The organism is Streptomyces mesophilus (genome assembly GCF_011044995.1).
GTDB classification, from domain to species: Bacteria; Actinomycetota; Actinomycetes; order Streptomycetales; family Streptomycetaceae; genus Streptomyces; species Streptomyces mesophilus.
The window spans coordinates 1-18,680 of the sequence record NZ_JAAKZW010000057.1 but is presented as its reverse complement, the minus strand read 5'-3'; the positions used below and the strand labels follow the sequence as shown (position 1 = coordinate 18,680).

The window sequence follows — 18,680 nt, the reverse complement described above, 5'->3', positions numbered from 1 at the left end:
GCGGTGGCCGCTGCGGAGCCGGCGCGCATGGCCAGCGCCTGCGCCACGATCGCCTCCAGCTTGTCGTGGTGGGCGCCGCTCCAGTACAGGCGCTCGCACGCGGTGCACTGCGCGAACACCTCATGCGTACGCCGCGTGCCCTCCTCCAAGAGGTGGGCCACGTCGTCCTTGGTGACCGAGGTGAGGGTCCCGTTGCAGGCCGTGCAGCGCGTCCACGGCCGCAGCTCGGGCCTGAACCGGCCCAGGACATCGCGCAGTTGCTCCTCCGGCCGGTCGCTGTAGACGTATGCGCCCGCCCATAGTTCGCGCCGCCGCAGCAGACCCCGGTCCCGGCTGAGCAGCACCCGCCGGTCGCGCGCCGAGTACGTGGCGAGGGCGGGGTCGCCGATGTCCTCGGACAGGTATGCGGCGTCCACGCCGAGCAGCCTCAACCTCCGTGCCAGCGTGCCGAGATGGACGTCGAGCAGAAACCGCAGCGGCGCCCCCTCGACGGACTGCGGCCGCTCCACCTCGTATACGTCGACGGTCTCGCCCTGCGCCGGGATGTGTGAGGCCGCCACCTCACGCCCGTCGACGACGAGCCGCCCCACCTCGGTGAGCGGGACGCCGAGCGACTCCACGGCGTGGCCGAGTGTCGACGAGCCGTCCGTGGTCAGGCTGCTGGGTGCGCCGCGGCGCTCGTGCGGCAGGAAGAGCGCGAGCCCGGGCGCGAAGCCGACGGTGATCTCAGGTCCGTTCACCGGACCAGGATGCCACCGCGCCCACGCCGGTGGCCTGGGGTTTTCCCCGGCAGAGGGCGGACGGCGAGCTCAGAGCGCCAAGCCGCGCTCGAAAAGGTCGAAGGCGCGCAGGACCACGGTCAGCAGGTCCTCCTCGAACTCGCGCTCGCCCCAATAGATCATCGCCTCGCGCAGCGCCCCGAGCACCGCCGCCGTGAACATGCGCACGTCGAGATCGTCGGGCTCGCGCCCGGTCCGCTCGGCGAGCACGACGCTGAGCGCCTGCGAGGTCTGCGCCATCGTCTCGGTCATCCGGGCCCGTACGGCCGGCACCTCGACGATCAGCCGGCTGCGCTGCTTCAGCTCCTCGGGTTCGTGCGCGGCCACCGCCTTGACCGTCTCGGTGAGCAGGAAACGCAGTGAGGCGAGCGGGGGTTCACCGGCGGGCCGCTCCCGCAGGACCTCGAGCATGACCGGGTCGTACTCGTCGGTGAGGACGATGTCCTCCTTGGTCGCGAAGTACCGGAAGACCGTGGAGGGCGACACGTCCGCGTCCCGGGCGATCTGCTCGATGGTGGCCGCCTCGTACCCCTGCTTCTCGATCAGCGCGTACGTGGCCTTGCGGATCGCGGTCCGCGTGGCGTGCTTCTTGCGCTCGCGCAGCCCGAGCTGGGCGTTCCGTGCCCCGAGGAACTCGGCGAGGAATCCCTCGGGGGACGAACCGGCGGACGAACCGGCGGACGGATCCGCGGACGGATCCGCTGACGAACCGGCGGGCGTGGCAGGGGTCTTCGTGCGGGCGGCCATACGGGCATTCTCAGGCATGTACGACGGACTCGGCCACGTCCGCGGCCGGGGCCCGCCGGGGCAGCAGCCATGCCGCGAGCGCCGCGGTCACCAGCGCCGCACCGGCGCAGACGAGCAGCACGACCACCATCCCGTGCACATAGCCCGCGTCCGCGGAGGCGGCGAGCGTCTCGTCGCCGAGCCGCCGTGCGACGACCTTCGCGGCCACCACCGACTCACCGGCGCGGTCGGCGAGATTTGCAGGCAGCCGCCCCGTGTCGAGCCGTCCGGCGAACACCCCGGCGAGCAGCGAGCCGAGCAGGGCGATCCCGATCGCGCCGCCCACCTGCCGTACGGTCATCAGGAGCCCGGAGCCGCTGCCCGCCCGGTCCCGGGGCAGCGCGCCGATCGCGGCGGTCATGGCCGGCATCATCGCGAAGCCGAAGCCCGCGCCAGCGATGGTCAGCCACAGCGCGGTGAACCCGTATCCGCTGTCGACCGTCGTGCGCGCCCCGAGCAGCGCGGCGAAGGTGAGCACCACAAGTCCCGTGCAGATCACGGCCCGTGCGCCGATCCGCTCGACGAGCGGCTGGCTGGCCTTCGCGGCCACCACGAGCCCGCCGATCAGCGGAAGCAGCCGCAGCCCGGTCCCGAACGCGTCGTGGCCGAGCACCGCCTGAAGGTAGGGAGGCAGCAGGAAGAGCAGCCCGGACAGGATGAACATGACCAGGGTGGCCACCAGGGTGTTGAGCAGGAACGGCCGGTGGCCGAGCAGCTTCAGGTCGAGCATCGGACGCTCCGCCCGCCGCCCGCGCGCCACCAGGCCGCCGATCAGGAGCACGCTCAGGACGAGCCCGCCCACCACGAGCGGGTCGCCCCAGCCGCGTACGGGCGCCTCGATGATCCCGAACGTGAGGGCTCCGAGCCCGCCCACGGTCAGCACGGTCGAGACGGCGTCGACCGAGGGCGATGACGGGTCGCGGGTCTCGGGCAGCAGGAAGGCGCAGGCGAGCACCCCGATCGCCACCATCGGCACATTGATCAGGAAGACCGAGCCCCACCAGAAGTGGTCGAGCAGCCAGCCGCCGATGATCGGCCCGAGCGGCATACCGAGCGCGGACGCGGCGGTGACGAGGGCGACCGCCTTGCCGCGCTCCTCCTCGGGGAACAGCGACGGCAGTACGGCGAGGGCGAGCGGCATCACGAACGCGGCGCCGATCCCCATCACGGCCCGCGCCCCGATCACCGGTCCGACGCTCGTGGCGAGGGTTCCGATCACCGAGCCCGCGAGGAAGATCCCGAGCCCGGTGATCAGCATCTTGCGCCGTCCGAACCGGTCGCCGAGCAGGCCCGCGGGGAGCATCAGGGCGGCGAAGACCACGATGTAGGCGTCGGCCATCCACTGCTGTTGGCCGGTGGTGGCGCCCAGTTGTTCCGCCATCGTCGGCAGCGCCACGTTCAGGATCGTCATGTCGAAGCCGAGCACCAGCATGCTCGCGACCATGGCCCCGAGCGCCCACCAGCGGCGGGGGTCGAGGTCGGGGTGCGCGGTGCTCTGAGTCATGCGCGGAGTCTGCGTCATGAAATTGAGAGTAACTCTCAAGTGAGAGTCACTGTCAAGTTTTTCCTGAAGACCTCTGGGTACACGGAATCTCACGGTTCGTGACCGGGACGGGCCGTCGGGGTGGAGGGGGTTGCGGATGCGCGTGGACAGACTCGCCTGGACTGTCGCGGCGCTCAGCGTGGTCGGTCTCGTGGCCGTCGGCGTATGGGCCGTCGTGGGAGTGGTCGTCGCCGGCGTGAGTGCGCTGACATGGCAAGTGGCCGCGGCCTCAAGGCCACGGCCACTCAGGACTCAGGGAGCGGGCGGACTCACGCGTACTGGTAGGCGACCAGCGAAATCCCCACGTAGTGCACCACGAACGCCGCAAGGGTGAGGGAGTGGAACACCTCGTGGAAGCCGAACCAGCGCGGTGACGGGTTCGGCCGCTTCATCCCGTAGATCACACCGCCGACGGTGTAGAGGACGCCGCCGACGATGACGCAGACGAGCACCGCGATGCCGCCGGAGCGCATGAAGTCGGGCAGGAAGAAGACCGCCGCCCAGCCCATCGCGATGTAGCACGGGGTGTAGAGCCAGCGCGGGGCGCCGACCCAGAAGACGCGGAACGCGATGCCCGCGAGCGCCGCGACCCAGATCGCCCAGAGCAGCGGGCGGGCGGTGGAGTCGGGGAGCAGCAACAGGGCGAGCGGGGTGTAGGTGCCCGCGATGATCAGGAAGATGTTCGCGTGGTCGAGGCGGCGCAGGATGGCCTCGCCGCGCGGCCCCCAGGTGCCGCGGTGGTACAGGCCGCTCGTGCCGAACAGCAGGCAGGCCGTGAGCACGAAGACGCCGGTGGCCATCCGGGCGCGCGTCGAGTCGGTGAAGACGATCAGTGCGATACCCGCGATCAGCACGGCTGGGAACATGCCCGCGTGCAGCCAGCCCCGGAGCTTCGGCTTCACGGGGTGCGGCAGGTCGATCTCGAGGGGGCCCCCGGAGTCGGGGTGCGTACTGGCGTCGGCTGAAGACGGCATAGGAGGAATCGTACCTACGGCCCCGTAGGTGCAGGGACCGTCTGTGCGCACCCTCACGTTCTCCCGGCAAAGCGGGCGTGATCACCCGCAATGTGCGCACGCTCACGTGTGAGGCCCTCTGGACAGATGGGCGAATCGCCCCGATGATCAAATGAGTGAGGTCGGCACCGGATGAGCGGCTGGAGTGATTTCAAGCCCGCAGGATCCGGGTCGCGGCCCCCAAGGGGCAACAAACTACAAAAAAACCCTCATTTAGGAGCGATCGTGGCGCGCGACAACGCGGCTTCCACCAGTGCCCCCACCAACCACGCAGAGCTTGTCGCCTGGGTGGACGAGATCGCAGCCCTCACGCAGCCGGACAGGGTGGTCTGGTGCGATGGATCCGAGGCGGAGTACGAGCGCCTCGCGGAAGAGCTTGTCGCCAAGGGCACGTTCAAGAAGCTCGACCCGATCAAGCGCCCGAACTCCTACTACGCGGCCTCCGACCCGACCGACGTCGCCCGTGTCGAGGACCGCACCTTCATCTGCTCCGAGGACGAAGAGGACGCCGGCCCGACCAACCACTGGAAGGCCCCCGCTGAAATGCGGGAGATCTTCCAGGGCAAGGACGACCAGGGCGGTATCTTCCGCGGCTCGATGCGCGGCCGCACGATGTACGTCGTCCCCTTCTGCATGGGTCCGCTCGGCTCCGAGCTGTCCGCGATCGGCGTCGAGATCACCGACTCGGCGTACGTCGCCGTCTCCATGCGCACCATGACCCGGATGGGCCAGGCCGTGCTCGACGAGCTCGGTGACGACGGCTTCTTCGTCAAGGCCGTGCACACCCTCGGCGCCCCGCTCCAGGAGGGCGAGGCGGATGTGCCGTGGCCGTGCAACACCACCAAGTACATCTCGCACTTCCCGGAGTCCCGCGAGATCTGGTCCTACGGCTCGGGCTACGGCGGCAACGCCCTGCTCGGCAAGAAGTGCTACGCCCTGCGCATCGCGTCCGTGATGGCGCGCGACGAGGGCTGGCTCGCCGAGCACATGCTGATCCTCAAGCTCACGCCGCCGCAGGGTGAGTCGAAGTACGTGGCCGCGGCCTTCCCGTCCGCGTGCGGCAAGACCAACCTCGCGATGCTGGAGCCCACGATCTCCGGCTGGACCGTGGAGACCATCGGCGACGACATCGCCTGGATGCGCTTCGGCGAGGACGGCCGCCTGTACGCGATCAACCCGGAGGCCGGCTTCTTCGGTGTCGCGCCCGGCACCGGCGAGCACACCAACGCCAACGCCATGAAGACCCTGTGGGGCAACTCGGTCTTCACCAACGTCGCCCTCACCGACGACAACGACATCTGGTGGGAGGGGATGACGGAGGAGACTCCGGCGCACCTCACCGACTGGAAGGGCAATGACTGGACCCCCGAGTCCGCCCGCGAAGCAAATGGATACCGTCCGGCGGCGCACCCGAACGCCCGCTTCACCGTGCCCGCCTCGCAGTGCCCGATCATCGCGCCCGAGTGGGAGGACCCCAAGGGCGTGCCGATCTCGGCGATCCTCTTCGGCGGCCGCCGCGCCTCCGCGGTCCCGCTGGTCACCGAGTCCTTCGACTGGAACCACGGTGTCTTCCTCGGCGCCAACGTCGCCTCCGAGAAGACCGCCGCCGCCGAGGGCAAGGTCGGCGAGCTGCGCCGCGACCCCTTCGCCATGCTGCCGTTCTGCGGCTACAACATGGGCGACTACATGGCCCACTGGGTCAAGGTCGGCGCAGACAAGGACCAGGCGAAGCTGCCGAAGATCTACTACGTGAACTGGTTCCGCAAGAACGAGGCGGGCAAGTTCGTGTGGCCGGGCTTCGGTGAGAACTCCCGTGTCCTGAAGTGGATCGTGGACCGCCTCGACGGCAAGGCCGAGGGCGTCGAGACCCCCATCGGCATCCTGCCGACGGTCGACTCCATCGACACGAACGGGCTCGAACTGCCCGCCGCCGACCTGGAGTTCCTGCTCACGGTCGACAAGGAGATCTGGCGCGAGGAGGCCGCCCTGGTCCCCGAGCACCTCAACACCTTCGGCGACCACACGCCCAAGGAGCTGTGGGACGAGTACCGCGCCTTGGTGAAGCGTCTCGGCTGAGGTATCTGAAGCATCATCCGTAACTGCTGCCCCCGGAGCCCCAACTGGCTTCGGGGGCACGGTTATGGGCGGATATTTTCGTATGTGCCAATCTGTGCGCACGCCCTTCACCGTACGAAGAATCCGGGCACACTCGGTCCATGAGGCTGAGTGCATGAGGACGCCGGTCAGTGACCCGCTGAGGGTTGGTGGCTACCGCATCGTGGGCCGGCTCGGCTCCGGCGGTATGGGCTGGGTCTATCTCGCCCGCTCCCGCGCCGGACGCCCGCTCGCGGTCAAGGTCGTACGCCCCGAATTTGTCGCCGACGACGAGTTCAGGATGCGCTTCGCCCGCGAGGTCGCCGCCGCCGGAGCCGTCAGCGGCGCCTACACCGCCGCCGTCGTCGACGCCGACCCCGACGCCGATCTGCCGTGGCTCGCCACCGTGTACGTACCGGGCCCCTCCCTGACCGAGGCCGTGCGCTCCGGCGGCCCGTTGACCGAGCCGTATCTGCGCAGGCTCGGCGCGGGTCTGGTCGAGGCGCTGATGGCCATCCACGCGGCGGGCATCGTGCACCGCGACCTCAAGCCGTCCAACGTGCTGCTCGCCGCCGACGGTCCGCGCGTCATCGACTTCGGGATCTCCCGCCTCGCCGGATCCAGCAGCATCACCCAGGCGGGCGTCGTGATGGGCACCCCGCCGTTCATGGCACCTGAGCAGCTCTCCGGCGGCAGTGTGGGCCCGCCCACCGATGTCTTCGCGCTCGGCGGCGTCCTCGCGTTCGCCGCGACCGGGCGTTCGCCCTTCGGTTCGGGGGAGCGCGTGGCCTATCGCGTACAGACCGAACCGCCCGATCTCGACGGTGCGCCCGAGGAGTTGTGCCGCCTCATCCTGCCCTGTCTGGCCAAGGACCCGGCCGCCCGCCCCCGCCTCGCCCCGCTGCTCGAACTGCTCGCCCCCGACGAGAGCGCACCGCCCTGGCCGCCGCCCTCGGTGGCCGCCGGTATCCGCTCGCGCGAGCGTGATCTGGACAGCCGGCAGGGCGAGGACTCGCGGGCCGCCGTGGTCTCCGTACCGTCCTGTCTTCAGTCGCACGCGCAGGCGCTGCTCGACGCGGGCCTGACCGACGCGATGGTGGCGGGGGCGGTAGCCCATGTCAGGTGAGCCACGGGTGCGCGTCGAGTCCGGCCGGGAGCTGGAGATCGGGCCGCACTGGCGGGAGTTGGTCCGTACGTGGGGTGCGGGGACCGGCGCGGGGGTGGAGGCCGATGAGCACGCCCTGAGCCTCGACTTCGATCTGCCGGCCGCCGGACGCACGCTGACCTTCCGCTTCACCACGACCAGACGGCTGCTCGTCGCCTTCATGACCGACGGGCGCCGGCTGCGCGGCGACCAGCTGGCGGTGGCGGCGGCCGCGGCCAACGCGTGGAACACCGAACAGCTTTTCCCCATGCTCTCCGTCTGGGACGTCCGCGGCCCCGACCCCTGTATCGCCGGGGTCTGCCAGCTGCCGCTCGCCTGCCGGATGACGCCCAAGGACTTCGGGGCGATGGCGGACGACTGGGCGGATCAGGCGCGGCAGATGTTCACGAGGTGCCATCAAGTGTTCCGGCTCTGAGGCGAGTCAGCGAGTCAGTGAGCCGGCGAGTCCGGGATACGAGGCCACGGCGTTCGGGGGTGTGGGGTGGAGCGCGGAAGAGAGCTCGGCGCGAGGACCGCGGGGGGCCTTAGGGGTACGGGGAGTACGCGGGCGGCCGTACTCGGGTGCGCCCTGCTCCTCGGGCTGCTCACGGCCCGGCCGGCCGCCGCCGTGGACCCGGTCCGGAACCTCGACTGTCCGGGCGCGCTCTCCGTACGCCTGGACTGCATGGACGGGCAGTCGGCGAAGGCGGCCGGGCCGCAGGTGATGACCCTGGACAAGCCGGTTCGACTGGACCGCCCTGCCGCCGAGTTGGGACTGTCCGGTCACCGCGAGACGCTCTCGAAGAGTCCGCTCACCGTCCAGGTGCCGGCCGGGCGGACCACCGGGCGCGGGGGCACCGTGCTTCTCCTGCTCGCCAAGGAGCGCCGGGTCGCACCGGACGCCACCATCACCCCGCTCGACCGGCGCACGATCGACGCGGCGCGGGCGGCGGGGCTGTGCGCGGGCGACATCGGGCCCGCGCTGTGCGAGACCGTGGCGCAGGAGCAGTCGGGCGACGAGCTGATCGAAGCGAGCCTCGCCGGACCGCTGGACACCGGGGACGGCGAGGACAACACCGCGCTGTGGGTGCTGCTCGGCGTGTTCACCGCGCTGCTCGCTCTCATCGGCTTCCTGATGAAGGCCGTACGCCGCCCCGCGCACGCGGCGGGCCGGTCCCCGGCGCACGCGGCCGGGCGGACCTCCCTGCCCCCGGCCCCGCGGCGCAAGCCCGCACCCGAACGCGGCACCGCACCCGAGCGCACCGCCCGCCACCGCGCCGACCCGACGCAGACGGTGGCGCTGCGCCCGCAGCGCCACGGCCCGTCCGACGCTCCGTACGCCGAAGAGCTCTCCCCGCTCGACGAGGACCGGCACACACGTCAACTCGCCGCGCCCACGCCGTACTTGGGTGAGCTGCCCGCACTCCCGCAGCCCAAGGCCCTCGTCCGCTCGGCCCTGCACCCCGAGGGTTACGTGGAGATCGACCGCTGCCTGTACCGCGCCCGCTGGACCGGCGGCCCCGCCTTCCCGCCGCCCGCCGTGGGCGAGTTCGTCGATGTCCGCGACGTATCCGAAGGCGTATCCGACGGCGCATCCGCAGACGTGTCCGAAGAGGACGACGCGACAGAACGAGGCACACCGCATCTGCTGGCCCTGCCTCCCGCGAGGACCCCGCAGCACACAGGAGACAGCCATGATGAATGAACCGCCGCCCACCGCCGTGCCGCAGTACGCGGACTTCGACTTCGAGCTGGACAACAACGCCCAGCGGCTGCCGCTCGTCCTCTGCCTCGACAACTCCCGTTCCATGGAGGGCCGTCCGGTGCAGGCGCTCAACGAGGCGCTGCGCGAATGGACCCGTGAGCTGCACGACGACGTCAGCCTCAGCTACAGCGTCGAGGTCGCCGTCATCACCTTCGGGGACCAGTCCGTGACCGCCTACCGGGGCGCCGAGCCGCTGCATCCGGGCATGAACCTCAGCCCGTTCGTGCCCGCGCACGCCTTCACGCCGCCGACCCTCGCGGCGAACGGGGTGACGCTGATGACCGAGGCCGTCGAACTCGCCATGCACATCGTGGCCGCCCGCAAGACCGAGCTGCGCAAACTCGGCCTTCAGTACTACCGCCCGCAGATCTGCCTGGTGACCGACGGTCTGCCCACCGACGGCACCGGCCACTACACCACCACCTGGCAGCGCATCGTGCCCGTGCTCGCCGAGGAGCAGCGGGCCCGGCGCTTCCGGCTCTACGCGATCGGCGTCGGCGGGATCACCGACCGCGGCCAGGCCGTGCTGCGGGCCTTCGCGCCCACGTACAACGCGCAGTTGCAGGGGTTTCCGTTCCGCGAGCTGCTGCAGATGATGTCGGCGAGCGCGGCCGCCGAGCAGAAGGGCGAGGGCGAGGAGGCCTTCGAGAAGATCTTCCACCAGTTCCGTACGCAGCGCCCCGCCTGGGAAGCCTGACCCATGGGCGGCGCGGGCAAAGGCGGCGCATGGCGCACGCACGGGGTGAGCGTCGAGGGATACCGGCACCGGCGCACCGGGACCCCCTGCCAGGACGCCTGGGACAGCGCCCAGTGGCGTACGGGCGAGGGCGAGGACCCGGTGGTCGTCCTCGCCGTCGCCGACGGCGCGGGCAGCAGGCCGCGTTCGCAGGAGGGCGCGCAGCTCGCGGTCCGGCTCGCGACCGAGCACTTCGGGCGGGAGGCGGCGGAGCTGCGGGTGCCGGCCGGGGACGCGGTGCACGGGCTGCTGCACTCCGCGTTCCAGTCGGTCTGCCGGGAGTTCCTGGTGGCGGTGGAGCAGACGGGGGCGCGGGCCCAGGACTTCGCGACCACCCTCACCGTCGTGGTCATCACCCCTGACTGGCTGGGGCACTTGAGCGTCGGCGACGGCCTGGTGATCGTCCGTGCGGGCACGGACGCGGACGGCGCCGGTCTCTTCCACCTCCTTCCGCAGGCCGAGGCGGCCAGCGAGTACAGCAACGAGACCGTCTTCCTCACCTCGCGCGATGTGGGGCGCTGGGTGCGCACCGACTGCGTGGACGATCCCGGGATCGACGCCGTGGTGCTGTCCACGGACGGCCTCACCCAGGCGGCCCTCACGCGCTTCCAGACCCCCAACGCGTCTTTCCTGGCCGCGGTGTTGGGCCCGATGGAGTCCCCGGCCAAGGACCCGGACGACGACGAGGCGGAGCTCGCCGAGCTGTTGCGCTCGGACCGGCTCTCGGCGGTCAACGCGGACGACAAGACGCTGCTCCGGGCGGTACGGGTATGAGCGCGCGCGGCAGTACGGGGACCAGTGCCCGCGCCGGGACCGGGCGCAGGGTGCTGCTCGACGGGCGGCCCGTCACGCTGGCCGAACGCCCGCTGAAGGGCGGCGGCGAGGCCTCCGTCTACCCGGTCGAGGGCGAACCGGGCATCGTCGTGAAGCTCTACCGGGAACGCCCGGGGCCCGAACAGGAACGCCGCCTCACCCGCATGCTGGCCATGTCCCCGCTCGGCGACCGGCCCGTCGACTCCAACCAGGCACCCGAACTCGCCTGGCCCACCGCGCTCGCCCGTTCACCCGAGGGCGTCTTCCTCGGCTATGCGATGCGGCGCTTCGGGGAGCCCCAACACGTCCAGCTGGTGGGCCTGTTCACCCGCTCGCAGCGGCTGCGGCTCTTCCCCGAGCGGGCCGACTGGCGCTTTCTGCTCGGTGTCGCCTGGAACCTGGCGTTCATGACGGCCCGTATGCACCACGAAGGCCTGGTCGTCGGCGACTTCTCCAGCAGCAACGTCGTGGTCGACCGCAATGGCTTCGTCACCTTCCTGGACTGCGACTCCATCGCCTTCACCGACCGGGAGACCCGCGAGTCCTTCCCCTGTCTGATGCACACCACCGACTACTCGGCGCCCGAACGCCAGGCGGGCGGCCCGGCCTCGACCGAGAGCGACGACTTCGCGCTCTCCGTCCTCGTCTATCAACTCCTGGCCGTCGGCAACCATCCCTTCGGCGGCGTCCCGCACGACAGCCAGGAGGACTCGACGGTCAAGGACAACATCGCGGCGTCCATCTCGTACGTGGTCCGCCCGGAGAAGGTCGTCGTGCCGCGCGGCATCATCGACCCGACCGTGCTGCCGCCCGGCCTGCTCACCCTGGCCCGCCGCGCCTTCGGCCCCGGCGTGCTCGACCCGAAGGCCAGGCCCTCGGCGCAGGACTGGCTGCGGGCGCTCGACGAGGAACGCGGTCGCGTACGGGGCTGCGGCGCCCGCCCCCGCCACTCGTACGGCTCCCATCTGACGGGCTGCCCGTGGTGCGCGCGGGCGGCGGCGGGCGGCCAGGACCTGTTCAACCCACCGCCTCCGCGGCCACCCGCCCCGTCGGCCCCGGCCCCTCCTCCGCCACGCCAGGCGCCGGCCGCGGCCCCCGCACCGAGCGGCTCGGACAGCCGAAAGCTCCTGCTGGTGCTGGCGGTGGTGATCGCCGTGATCTTGCTGGTGACCGTGGTGGCGGCGATGGAGGGGTAGCCCCCGGTGAGCCGGGAGCCGACGGAGCCCTGGAAGCTGACGGGCGCTAAGGGATGCGCAGCAGCGCCGTGACGGCGACCGCGGCCACCAGGGCCACGGGGAGCGGGGCCCGACGCCAGAGCAGCAGCGGGACGACCGCGAGTCCCGCGAGCACGGTGAGATCCACGGCGCTCCAGCGGGGGCCCAGTACGTCCACGACGATGAATCCGGCGAGCAGGGCCGGGGCTGTGAAGGCGATGACCGACCGGACCCGCGGGGACAGGGTGCGCCCGCCGAAGAGGGCGGGGCCGAAGGCCTTGCACGTGAAGCTGAGGGCGGCGACGGCGGCGATGGTGAGCCAGAGAGTCATGGTGCGACCTGTTCGTCGGAGTGGACGCGGTGCACGTCTTCGGGTGGCGGGGCGGGTGCGGCGGGCGCCCTGAAGAGCGCGACGAGGGCCGCGAGTGCCGCGCCCACCAGGGCGGGGCCGGCCGGCAGGAAAACGATGAGGCCGGCGGCGAGTGCGGCTCCGAGCAGGGCCGGCAGCCGGTTGATCCGTTCCCGGCGGACCTCGTCGAAGAGCAGCGCGACGAACAGCGCCGGCGTCAGGACGTCAAGTCCGAGCCGGTGGAGGAGGTCGGGGTCGGGGGACACCACGACGCCCAGGGCGGTGCCGGCGACCCAGGCGGGCCACTGGATCGCGGTGGCGCCGAAGAGGAGGTACCGGTCGAACCGGCCGCCCCCGAGGTGAGCGGCGGCCCAGGATCCGTCGACCACCGCCTGGCCTTCGAGCGCACGGCGGATCCGGCCGCCGCGCAGATCGCCGGCGACGGCGATGCCCATGGGGATGAACCGGCTGTTGACCAGTGCCGCCGACGTCACGGCGCCGGTGATCCCGCCGCCGGAGCCCAGGGTCGCAAGGAGGGCGAACTGCGCGGACCCCGAGAACACCGCCATCGAGCAGATGACGGGCGCGAGATGTCCCCAGCCCTGCGAGGTGCTGATCGCACCGAAGCTGACGGCGAGGAGGAAGGCGGCTGCCGCAAGCCCGGACCCCGTCTTGAGCCCGGAGACGAAGCTCGCTCGCGGCGAGGCGGCGGCTTTCGCTGACGGTGAGGCGTCGGCTTGCGCTGATCGGAGGCTGCCCATGCCTACGATCCTAACAACCATAAGCCCGTATGCCTGTTAGAAGACCGAGTATGCTGGCTGCGTGATGAGCGACTCCGTGGTGACCCTCATCGGCGGCCACCCGGTGCTCGATTTCGCCAACACCCGTGCCTGGCGCCTGGACCCCGTCCGCGCGGTGGACCGCGTCCAGGGTTTTGAGGCGTGGGTGCGCTGGGCCGTCGCGAGCGGACTGCTCACCGCCGACCGCGCGGAGGTGCTGCTCCGGTCCGAGGCGGCGGACTCCGCGTCCGCACAGGCCGCGATCGCGGCGCTCACGGACCTGCGCGCCACCCTCTGGCCGCTCCTGGACGCCCTCGTCGACGGTGAGGAGCCTCCTGTCCAGGAGTGGGAGGCGCTGCGGCGGAGCCTGGTGCTGGCCCGCGAGGACGCCGCGCTGCCCCCCGCCTTCCCGCTGCGGTGGCAGTCCGGCGCGGACCATCTCGGCGACCTGTGCCACGCGCTGGCGCTGCAGGCCGAGGATCTGCTGGGCGGGGACGGCCTGGACCGGGTCCGGCGCTGTGCGGGCCCCGGATGCGGCTGGTTCTTCCTCGACCGCTCCCGGGGCGGGACCCGGCGCTGGTGCAGCTCGGATGACTGCGGCAACCGGGATCGCGCCAGACGGCACTATTCCCGCACCCGGCGGAGCGGGTGACCTCGCGGGCGCCGGTCGGTGTGCGCGGCCCGTGGACCACAGCATCGAGCCGACTCAACTTTAGACTGAATCTAAGCTAGGATGTGGTCATCCCAGCCTGGAGGTCCTGCCATGTACGAGCCGATCCGCGCCAAGTCGGTCCACACCATGGGCCCCGACGGCGATTTCCCGCACCGTACGCGCGAGGAGGAGCTCGAGCTCCAGCTCGCCGGTCATCTCGCGGCGCTGCTCGCGGTGACGGATGAGCTGCGAGGACTCGCGCCTTCCGCCGAACTCGACGAGGCCTCGGCCGAGTTGGCGGCCGCGGTCACGCGCCTGCGCGGCGGGCGCGCACCGGTCCGGGCGGGTGTCGCGGCGGCGATCCACGAGCCGCATCTGGCGGCGCTCCACCAGCGTGCCCATGCCCTCGCGGGACGGGCGCTCGTGGTGGCGGCTTCGCGGGCGGACACCTCGGCGGCGATCCTGGCGGCGCGCCGGATGGAGGCGCACGCTCAGGCGCTGACCCCCGCCGCCGTCTGACGCCTTACGGCTGCCCGTACCCGTCGAGGAACTTCCCGATCCGCGTCACCGCGTCCGCCAGGTCCGTGGCCTGCGGCAGCGTGACGATCCGGAAGTGATCGGGCTCGGGCCAGTTGAACCCCGTCCCCTGCACGACCATGATCTTCTCGGCCCGCAGCAGATCGAGCACCATCTGCCGGTCGTCCTTGATCTTGAAGACCTTCGGATCGAGCCGCGGGAAGAGATAGAGAGCCCCCTTGGGCTTCACGCACGTCACGCCCGGAATCTGCGTGAGCAGCTCGTACGCCGTGTCCCGCTGCTCGACGAGCCGCCCGCCCGGCAGCACCAGATCATTGATCGACTGCCGCCCGGTCAGGGCCGCGACCACGCCGTGCTGCGCCGGCATATTGGCGCAAAGGCGCATGTTCGCGAGGATCGTCAGGCCTTCGATGTACGAGGCGGCGTGCGCGCGCGGCCCCGAGATGACCATCCAGCCCGTCCGGTACCCGGCCACCCGGTAGGCCTTGGACATCCCGTTGAAGGTCAGCGTCAGCAGATCGGGCGCGAGCGCCGCGGTCGGGGTGTGCGTGGCCCCGTCGTACAGGATCTTGTCGTAGATCTCGTCGGAGCAGACAAGCAGATTGTGCCGCCGCGCGATGTCCGCGAGCCCGCGCACCACGTCGTCGCTGTAGACGGCGCCCGTGGGGTTGTTCGGGTTGATGATCACGATCGCCTTGGTGCGGTCGGTGACCTTCCGCTCCACGTCGGCGAGGTCCGGCATCCAGTCCGACTGCTCGTCGCAGCGGTAGTGCACGGCGGTACCGCCGGACAGCGAGACGGCGGCCGTCCACAGCGGGTAGTCCGGCGCCGGTACGAGCACCTCGTCCCCGTCGTCGAGCAGCGCCTGCATCGCCATGACGATCAGCTCGGAGACCCCGTTGCCGATGTAGACATGCTCGACGTCCGTCTCCACGCCGAGCGTCTGGTAGTGCATCATCACCGCGCGCCGGGCCGAGAGCAGCCCTTTCGCGTCGCCGTATCCATGCGCGGAACCGACGTTCCGCAGAACGTCCTCGAGGATCTCGGGCGGACAGTCGAACCCGAAGGCCGCCGGATTCCCGGTGTTCAGCTTCAGGATCCGGTGCCCTGCCGCCTCCAGCCGCATGGCCTCCTCGAGAACCGGACCCCGGATCTCGTAACAGACGTTGGAGAGCTTCGTCGACTGGATCAGCTGCATGCCGCAACTTTACGAGCGTGTTTCGTCCCGGCGCGCGGTCTTTGGTCCCTCGCGGGGAACGCGCACCGGGACACGCACGCGCCCGCCTTCCATCGCAATGCGGCGGACGGCGGGTGCGTGCGGAATGCCGGATTACGGGGCGGGCGGGGCTTGGATGTACGGAGCCTCTCCGGTGGACGTGACGTCCGCCACCTTGAACGCCCGGGGGGCCGCCACAAGAGCGAGCGCCGTCAGGGCCGCGCTGGTCCACAGGGGGCCGCGTGGGTCCCAGGTGAGGGTGAGGGCGCCGAGGGCGGGGCCGAGGGCGGCGCCCGTGTTCAGCGCCGCGGTGGCGTAGGCGCCGGACAGGGTGGGGGCGCCGTCGGCCGCGTACAGGATGCGGGAGATCAGCGTGGCGCCGACGCCGAAGGAGAGCGTGCCCAGGAGGAGGACCAGGGCGATGACCGCCGGCGCGGAACCGGCCGTCAGGGCGAAGACGGTCCAGGCGCAGACCAGCGCCACCGTCCCGCCGCCGGCCACCGCGCGCGGGCGGCGGTCGGCGAGGCGGCCCGCGAGGGTGACGCCGAGGAAGGAGCCGAGGCCGAAGAGCGCGAGGAGCGGGGGGATCCAGCCTTCCGCGAGGTCCGCCACGTCGGTGATCACGGGCGCGAGGTAGGTGAAGGCGCAGAACGTCGCCCCGTTGACCAGCGCCCCGAGCAGGAGCGCGAGGCGCAGCCGCGGCCGCCGCAGCGCCCGGAGTTCGGCGGCGAGCGGCACAGGGGCGGCGGCGGAAGGCGAGGGGGCCCCTTCCGCGCCCTGCCCCGCCCCGCCGTCGCCCGACGGCGACGTGGCGTCGTCCGTACCCGCCGCCGCCCCGCCCGGCACCGACCGTGCGATCGCCACGAGCGCCGGCAGTGACACCGCCGCCACCGCCCAGAACGCCGCGCGCCAGCCCCAGAGTTGACCGAGGTACGCGCCCGCGGGCACGCCCGCCACACAGGCCAGCGTCACCCCGCCGAGCAGCACGGAGGTCGCCCGGCCCTTCTGGTCGGGGCGGACCATCGAGACGGCGGTCGCCAGGGCGACGGCCAGGAACCCGGCGTTGGCGAGGGCGCCCACGATCCGGGTGGCCAGGAGGACGGCGAAGCTCTCGGTCAGGGCGCCGACGACGTGGGCGCAAAGGAAGAGGGCGAGAAAGCCGAGGAGCGCGCCCCGCGGGGAGAGGCGGCGCACGAGCAGGGCCATCGACGGTGCGCCGACGACCATGCCGACCGCGAACGCCGAGGTCAGCAACCCGGCGTCGGAGAGGGAGACCTGAAGGTCCCGGGCGATGTCCGGGCCGAGCCCGGCGAGCATGAACTCCGAGGTGCCTTGCGCGAACACGGCAAGGCCGAGGAGATAGAGGAAAGGAGGCACAGCAGAACTCCGCAGCACACGGTGAGCCGTACGCGCGGATGGTGCGTACGGCTGGAGGAAAGAGGACCGTGGGACGGCATGCCGAGGGCGCCCTCTCCATAACGGCTCTGCGAGAAGCGAGAAGCGAGAAGCGAGAGGCCGGAGAAGGGAGAGCGGCGCAGCCACCGGGGAGCCGGTGGCTAGATTCTGGAGGCCTCGGGGCTGGACATGGACCGCAGGCTAACCAGCGGTCAGGCCTGCGGTCCAACGAAAATCAGGCGGCCGTCCGCCGCACCGACCGCCCCGCGAGGACGTCCGTGCGCTTGCCGTCCTCGATCACGAACTTCCCGTCGATCAGGACGTGCGGGATACCGACCGGCAGCGTGCGCGGTGCGTCGAAGGTGGACCCGGCCGCGACCGTGGCCGGATCGAAGAGCACCAGGTCGGCGCGGTAGCCCTCGCGGACGAGCCCGCGGTCGGGCAGCCGCAGCCGGGCGGCGGGACGCGAGGTCAGATGGGCGACCGTCTCCTCCAGGGAGAGGATCCCCAACTCCCTTGAGTAGCGCCCGAGATACTGCGGGAACGTCCCGTACGCCCGCGGATGCGGCTTGAAGCCCTGCAGGATGCCGTCCGAACCGCCCGTGTGCACCCGGTGCTTCATGATCGCCTGGACGTTCTCCTCGTGTCCGACGTGCTGAAGGATCGTCGAGCCGAGCTTGTCGTTGATCAGGAGGCGGCGGGCCGTGACCCACGGCTCCTCGCCGCGCATGTCCGCGGACTGCTGGATCGTCTTGCCGACGCAGGACGCGAGACCCGGGTCCGAGACACCGGAGATCTCGATGGTGTCCCACTCGATCGGCACCCCGTGGCAGCCGTCCGCGCCGATGACCTCCATGTGGTGCCGGATCTTCTCGGCGCTCCCGTCGTCCTTCAGCCGCGCGAGGATCGCCTCGGGCCCGCCCTCGCTCGCCCAGCTCGGCAGCATCGCGACGAGCGTGGTGCAGCCGGGGGTGTACGGGTACGTGTCGAGCGAGATGTCGGCGCCGTCGTCCAGCGCGCCGTCCAGGAGCGCGAGCAGATCGGGCGCCTTGCCCTTGTTCACACCGAAGTTCATGGTGGCGTGGGCGAGATGGAGCGCGCAGCCGGCGTCCCGCGTGAGGTTCACCATTTCCTCGTACGCCTGGAGCGCGCCGGCTCCGTAACTGCGGTGGTGCGGGCAGTAGTAGCCGTCGTAGCGGGCGACGACCTTGCACAGCTCGGCGAGTTCGGAGTCCTTGGCGTACATGCCGGGTGTGTACGTGAGCCCCGACGACATGCCGACGGCGCCCTGCTCCATCCCCTCGGCCACCAACTGCCGCATCCGGTCGAGCTCTTGGGGTGTGGCCTCGCGGTCGTCCCAGCCGACGGCGTACATCCGGACGGTGCCCTGAGGGATGAGATACGCGGCGTTGACCGCGATGCCCTGCCGGTCGAGGCGGTCCAGGTACTCACCCACCGAGCGCCAGTCGAAGTCGATGTCGCTGCCGTCGCCGTTCCACCCGGTGATGGCCTTGCGGACCTCGCCGAGGGTGCGGTCGTCGACGGGCGCGTACGAGAGGCCGTCCTGGCCGAGGACTTCGAGGGTGACGCCCTGGGCGGCCTTGGCGCTGTGGTCCTGGTCGCGGAGGAGGGCGAGGTCGCTGTGGGCGTGCATGTCGATGAAACCGGGGGAGAGGGCGAGGCCGTCGGCCTCGACGGTCCTCGCGCCCGTGGGGCGCGGCCCCTCTGTGCGGATCTCGGCGATCCGCCCGTCCTGTATGCCGACATCGGCGGTGTACGAGGGGGTGCCGGAGCCGTCGATGACTTGGGCGTTGCGGATTACTAGGTCCATGCGGGCCGTCTCCATGTGCGGGTGGGATCTGGCT

The 18,680-nt window shown here is 71.3% G+C and carries 17 protein-coding genes and 1 pseudogene; 9 read left to right on the top strand and 9 right to left on the bottom strand.

Going from position 1 to position 18,680, the window contains the following annotated elements:
• Positions 1 to 8 precede the first annotated feature (8 nt).
• The 4 genes and pseudogenes from G6045_RS16230 to trhA form a co-directional block, all read right to left on the bottom strand.
• Positions 9 to 740: pseudogene (locus G6045_RS16230) on the bottom strand (Mut7-C RNAse domain-containing protein); the annotation flags it as partial.
• A 69-nt stretch (positions 741 to 809) separates the two neighbouring features.
• Positions 810 to 1,526 carry an acyl-CoA-like ligand-binding transcription factor gene (locus tag G6045_RS16225; protein WP_165332661.1) on the bottom strand — a complete coding sequence of 239 codons (717 nt, stop codon included), beginning with the start codon at positions 1,524 to 1,526 and terminating at the stop codon, positions 810 to 812.
• Between the two features lie 10 nt (positions 1,527 to 1,536).
• Complete coding sequence (locus G6045_RS16220; RefSeq protein WP_165332660.1) at positions 1,537 to 3,069, bottom strand: MFS transporter; 1,533 nt, start codon at positions 3,067 to 3,069, stop codon at positions 1,537 to 1,539.
• A 308-nt stretch (positions 3,070 to 3,377) separates the two neighbouring features.
• Entirely contained in the window at positions 3,378 to 4,082 is a 705-nt protein-coding gene (gene trhA / locus G6045_RS16215) for a PAQR family membrane homeostasis protein TrhA (RefSeq protein WP_165332659.1), read from the bottom strand.
• A 264-nt stretch (positions 4,083 to 4,346) separates the two neighbouring features.
• Here trhA and G6045_RS16210 point away from each other — a divergent pair, with 264 nt between their 5' ends.
• From G6045_RS16210 to G6045_RS16180, 7 genes are all read left to right on the top strand, one after another.
• Entirely contained in the window at positions 4,347 to 6,197 is a 1,851-nt protein-coding gene (locus G6045_RS16210) for a phosphoenolpyruvate carboxykinase (GTP) (protein ID WP_165332658.1), read from the top strand.
• 154 nt (positions 6,198 to 6,351) lie between these two features.
• Entirely contained in the window at positions 6,352 to 7,341 is a 990-nt protein-coding gene (locus G6045_RS16205; protein WP_165332657.1) for a serine/threonine-protein kinase, read from the top strand.
• Positions 7,331 to 7,795: a hypothetical protein gene (locus tag G6045_RS16200; RefSeq protein ID WP_165332656.1), complete on the top strand. Its 465-nt coding sequence runs from the start codon at positions 7,331 to 7,333 to the stop codon at positions 7,793 to 7,795. The genes G6045_RS16205 and G6045_RS16200 overlap by 11 nt, the downstream gene beginning before the upstream one ends.
• 66 nt (positions 7,796 to 7,861) lie before the next feature.
• Positions 7,862 to 9,064, top strand: a complete 1,203-nt coding sequence (locus tag G6045_RS16195) for a hypothetical protein (protein ID WP_165332655.1) — start codon at positions 7,862 to 7,864, stop codon at positions 9,062 to 9,064.
• Positions 9,054 to 9,821, top strand: coding sequence for a vWA domain-containing protein (locus G6045_RS16190; protein WP_165332654.1), 768 nt, complete (start codon positions 9,054 to 9,056; stop codon positions 9,819 to 9,821). The genes G6045_RS16195 and G6045_RS16190 overlap by 11 nt, the downstream gene beginning before the upstream one ends.
• Before the next feature lie 45 nt (positions 9,822 to 9,866).
• Entirely contained in the window at positions 9,867 to 10,634 is a 768-nt protein-coding gene (locus G6045_RS16185; RefSeq protein ID WP_328707796.1) for a PP2C family serine/threonine-protein phosphatase, read from the top strand.
• Positions 10,631 to 11,869, top strand: coding sequence for a hypothetical protein (locus G6045_RS16180; protein WP_165332652.1), 1,239 nt, complete (start codon positions 10,631 to 10,633; stop codon positions 11,867 to 11,869). The genes G6045_RS16185 and G6045_RS16180 overlap by 4 nt, the downstream gene beginning before the upstream one ends.
• Before the next feature lie 46 nt (positions 11,870 to 11,915).
• Here the strand turns inward: G6045_RS16180 and G6045_RS16175 are convergent, their stop codons facing one another.
• Positions 11,916 to 12,218 (bottom strand): AzlD domain-containing protein, encoded by a 303-nt coding sequence (locus G6045_RS16175; protein ID WP_165332651.1) that lies wholly within the window; start codon positions 12,216 to 12,218, stop codon positions 11,916 to 11,918.
• A complete protein-coding gene (locus tag G6045_RS16170) occupies positions 12,215 to 12,997 on the bottom strand; it encodes an AzlC family ABC transporter permease (RefSeq protein WP_165332650.1) in 783 nt (260 codons plus the stop codon). The genes G6045_RS16175 and G6045_RS16170 overlap by 4 nt, the downstream gene beginning before the upstream one ends.
• A 64-nt stretch (positions 12,998 to 13,061) precedes the next feature.
• On the opposite strand from G6045_RS16170, the gene G6045_RS41470 reads away from it, so the two are divergent.
• Entirely contained in the window at positions 13,062 to 13,667 is a 606-nt protein-coding gene (locus G6045_RS41470) for a CGNR zinc finger domain-containing protein (RefSeq protein WP_165332649.1), read from the top strand.
• 111 nt (positions 13,668 to 13,778) lie between these two features.
• Positions 13,779 to 14,186 carry an SCO4983 family protein gene (locus G6045_RS16160; RefSeq protein ID WP_165332648.1) on the top strand — a complete coding sequence of 136 codons (408 nt, stop codon included), beginning with the start codon at positions 13,779 to 13,781 and terminating at the stop codon, positions 14,184 to 14,186.
• 4 nt (positions 14,187 to 14,190) lie between these two features.
• Here G6045_RS16160 and G6045_RS16155 read toward each other — a convergent pair whose 3' ends face one another.
• From G6045_RS16155 to G6045_RS16145, 3 genes are all read right to left on the bottom strand, one after another.
• Positions 14,191 to 15,402: a pyridoxal phosphate-dependent aminotransferase gene (locus tag G6045_RS16155; protein ID WP_165332647.1), complete on the bottom strand. Its 1,212-nt coding sequence runs from the start codon at positions 15,400 to 15,402 to the stop codon at positions 14,191 to 14,193.
• Positions 15,403 to 15,534: 132 nt separating this feature from the next.
• Positions 15,535 to 16,797: a Cmx/CmrA family chloramphenicol efflux MFS transporter gene (locus tag G6045_RS16150; RefSeq protein ID WP_165332646.1), complete on the bottom strand. Its 1,263-nt coding sequence runs from the start codon at positions 16,795 to 16,797 to the stop codon at positions 15,535 to 15,537.
• Positions 16,798 to 17,050: 253 nt separating this feature from the next.
• Positions 17,051 to 18,646: an N-acyl-D-amino-acid deacylase family protein gene (locus G6045_RS16145; RefSeq protein ID WP_165332645.1), complete on the bottom strand. Its 1,596-nt coding sequence runs from the start codon at positions 18,644 to 18,646 to the stop codon at positions 17,051 to 17,053.
• Positions 18,647 to 18,680: the final 34 nt, after the last annotated feature.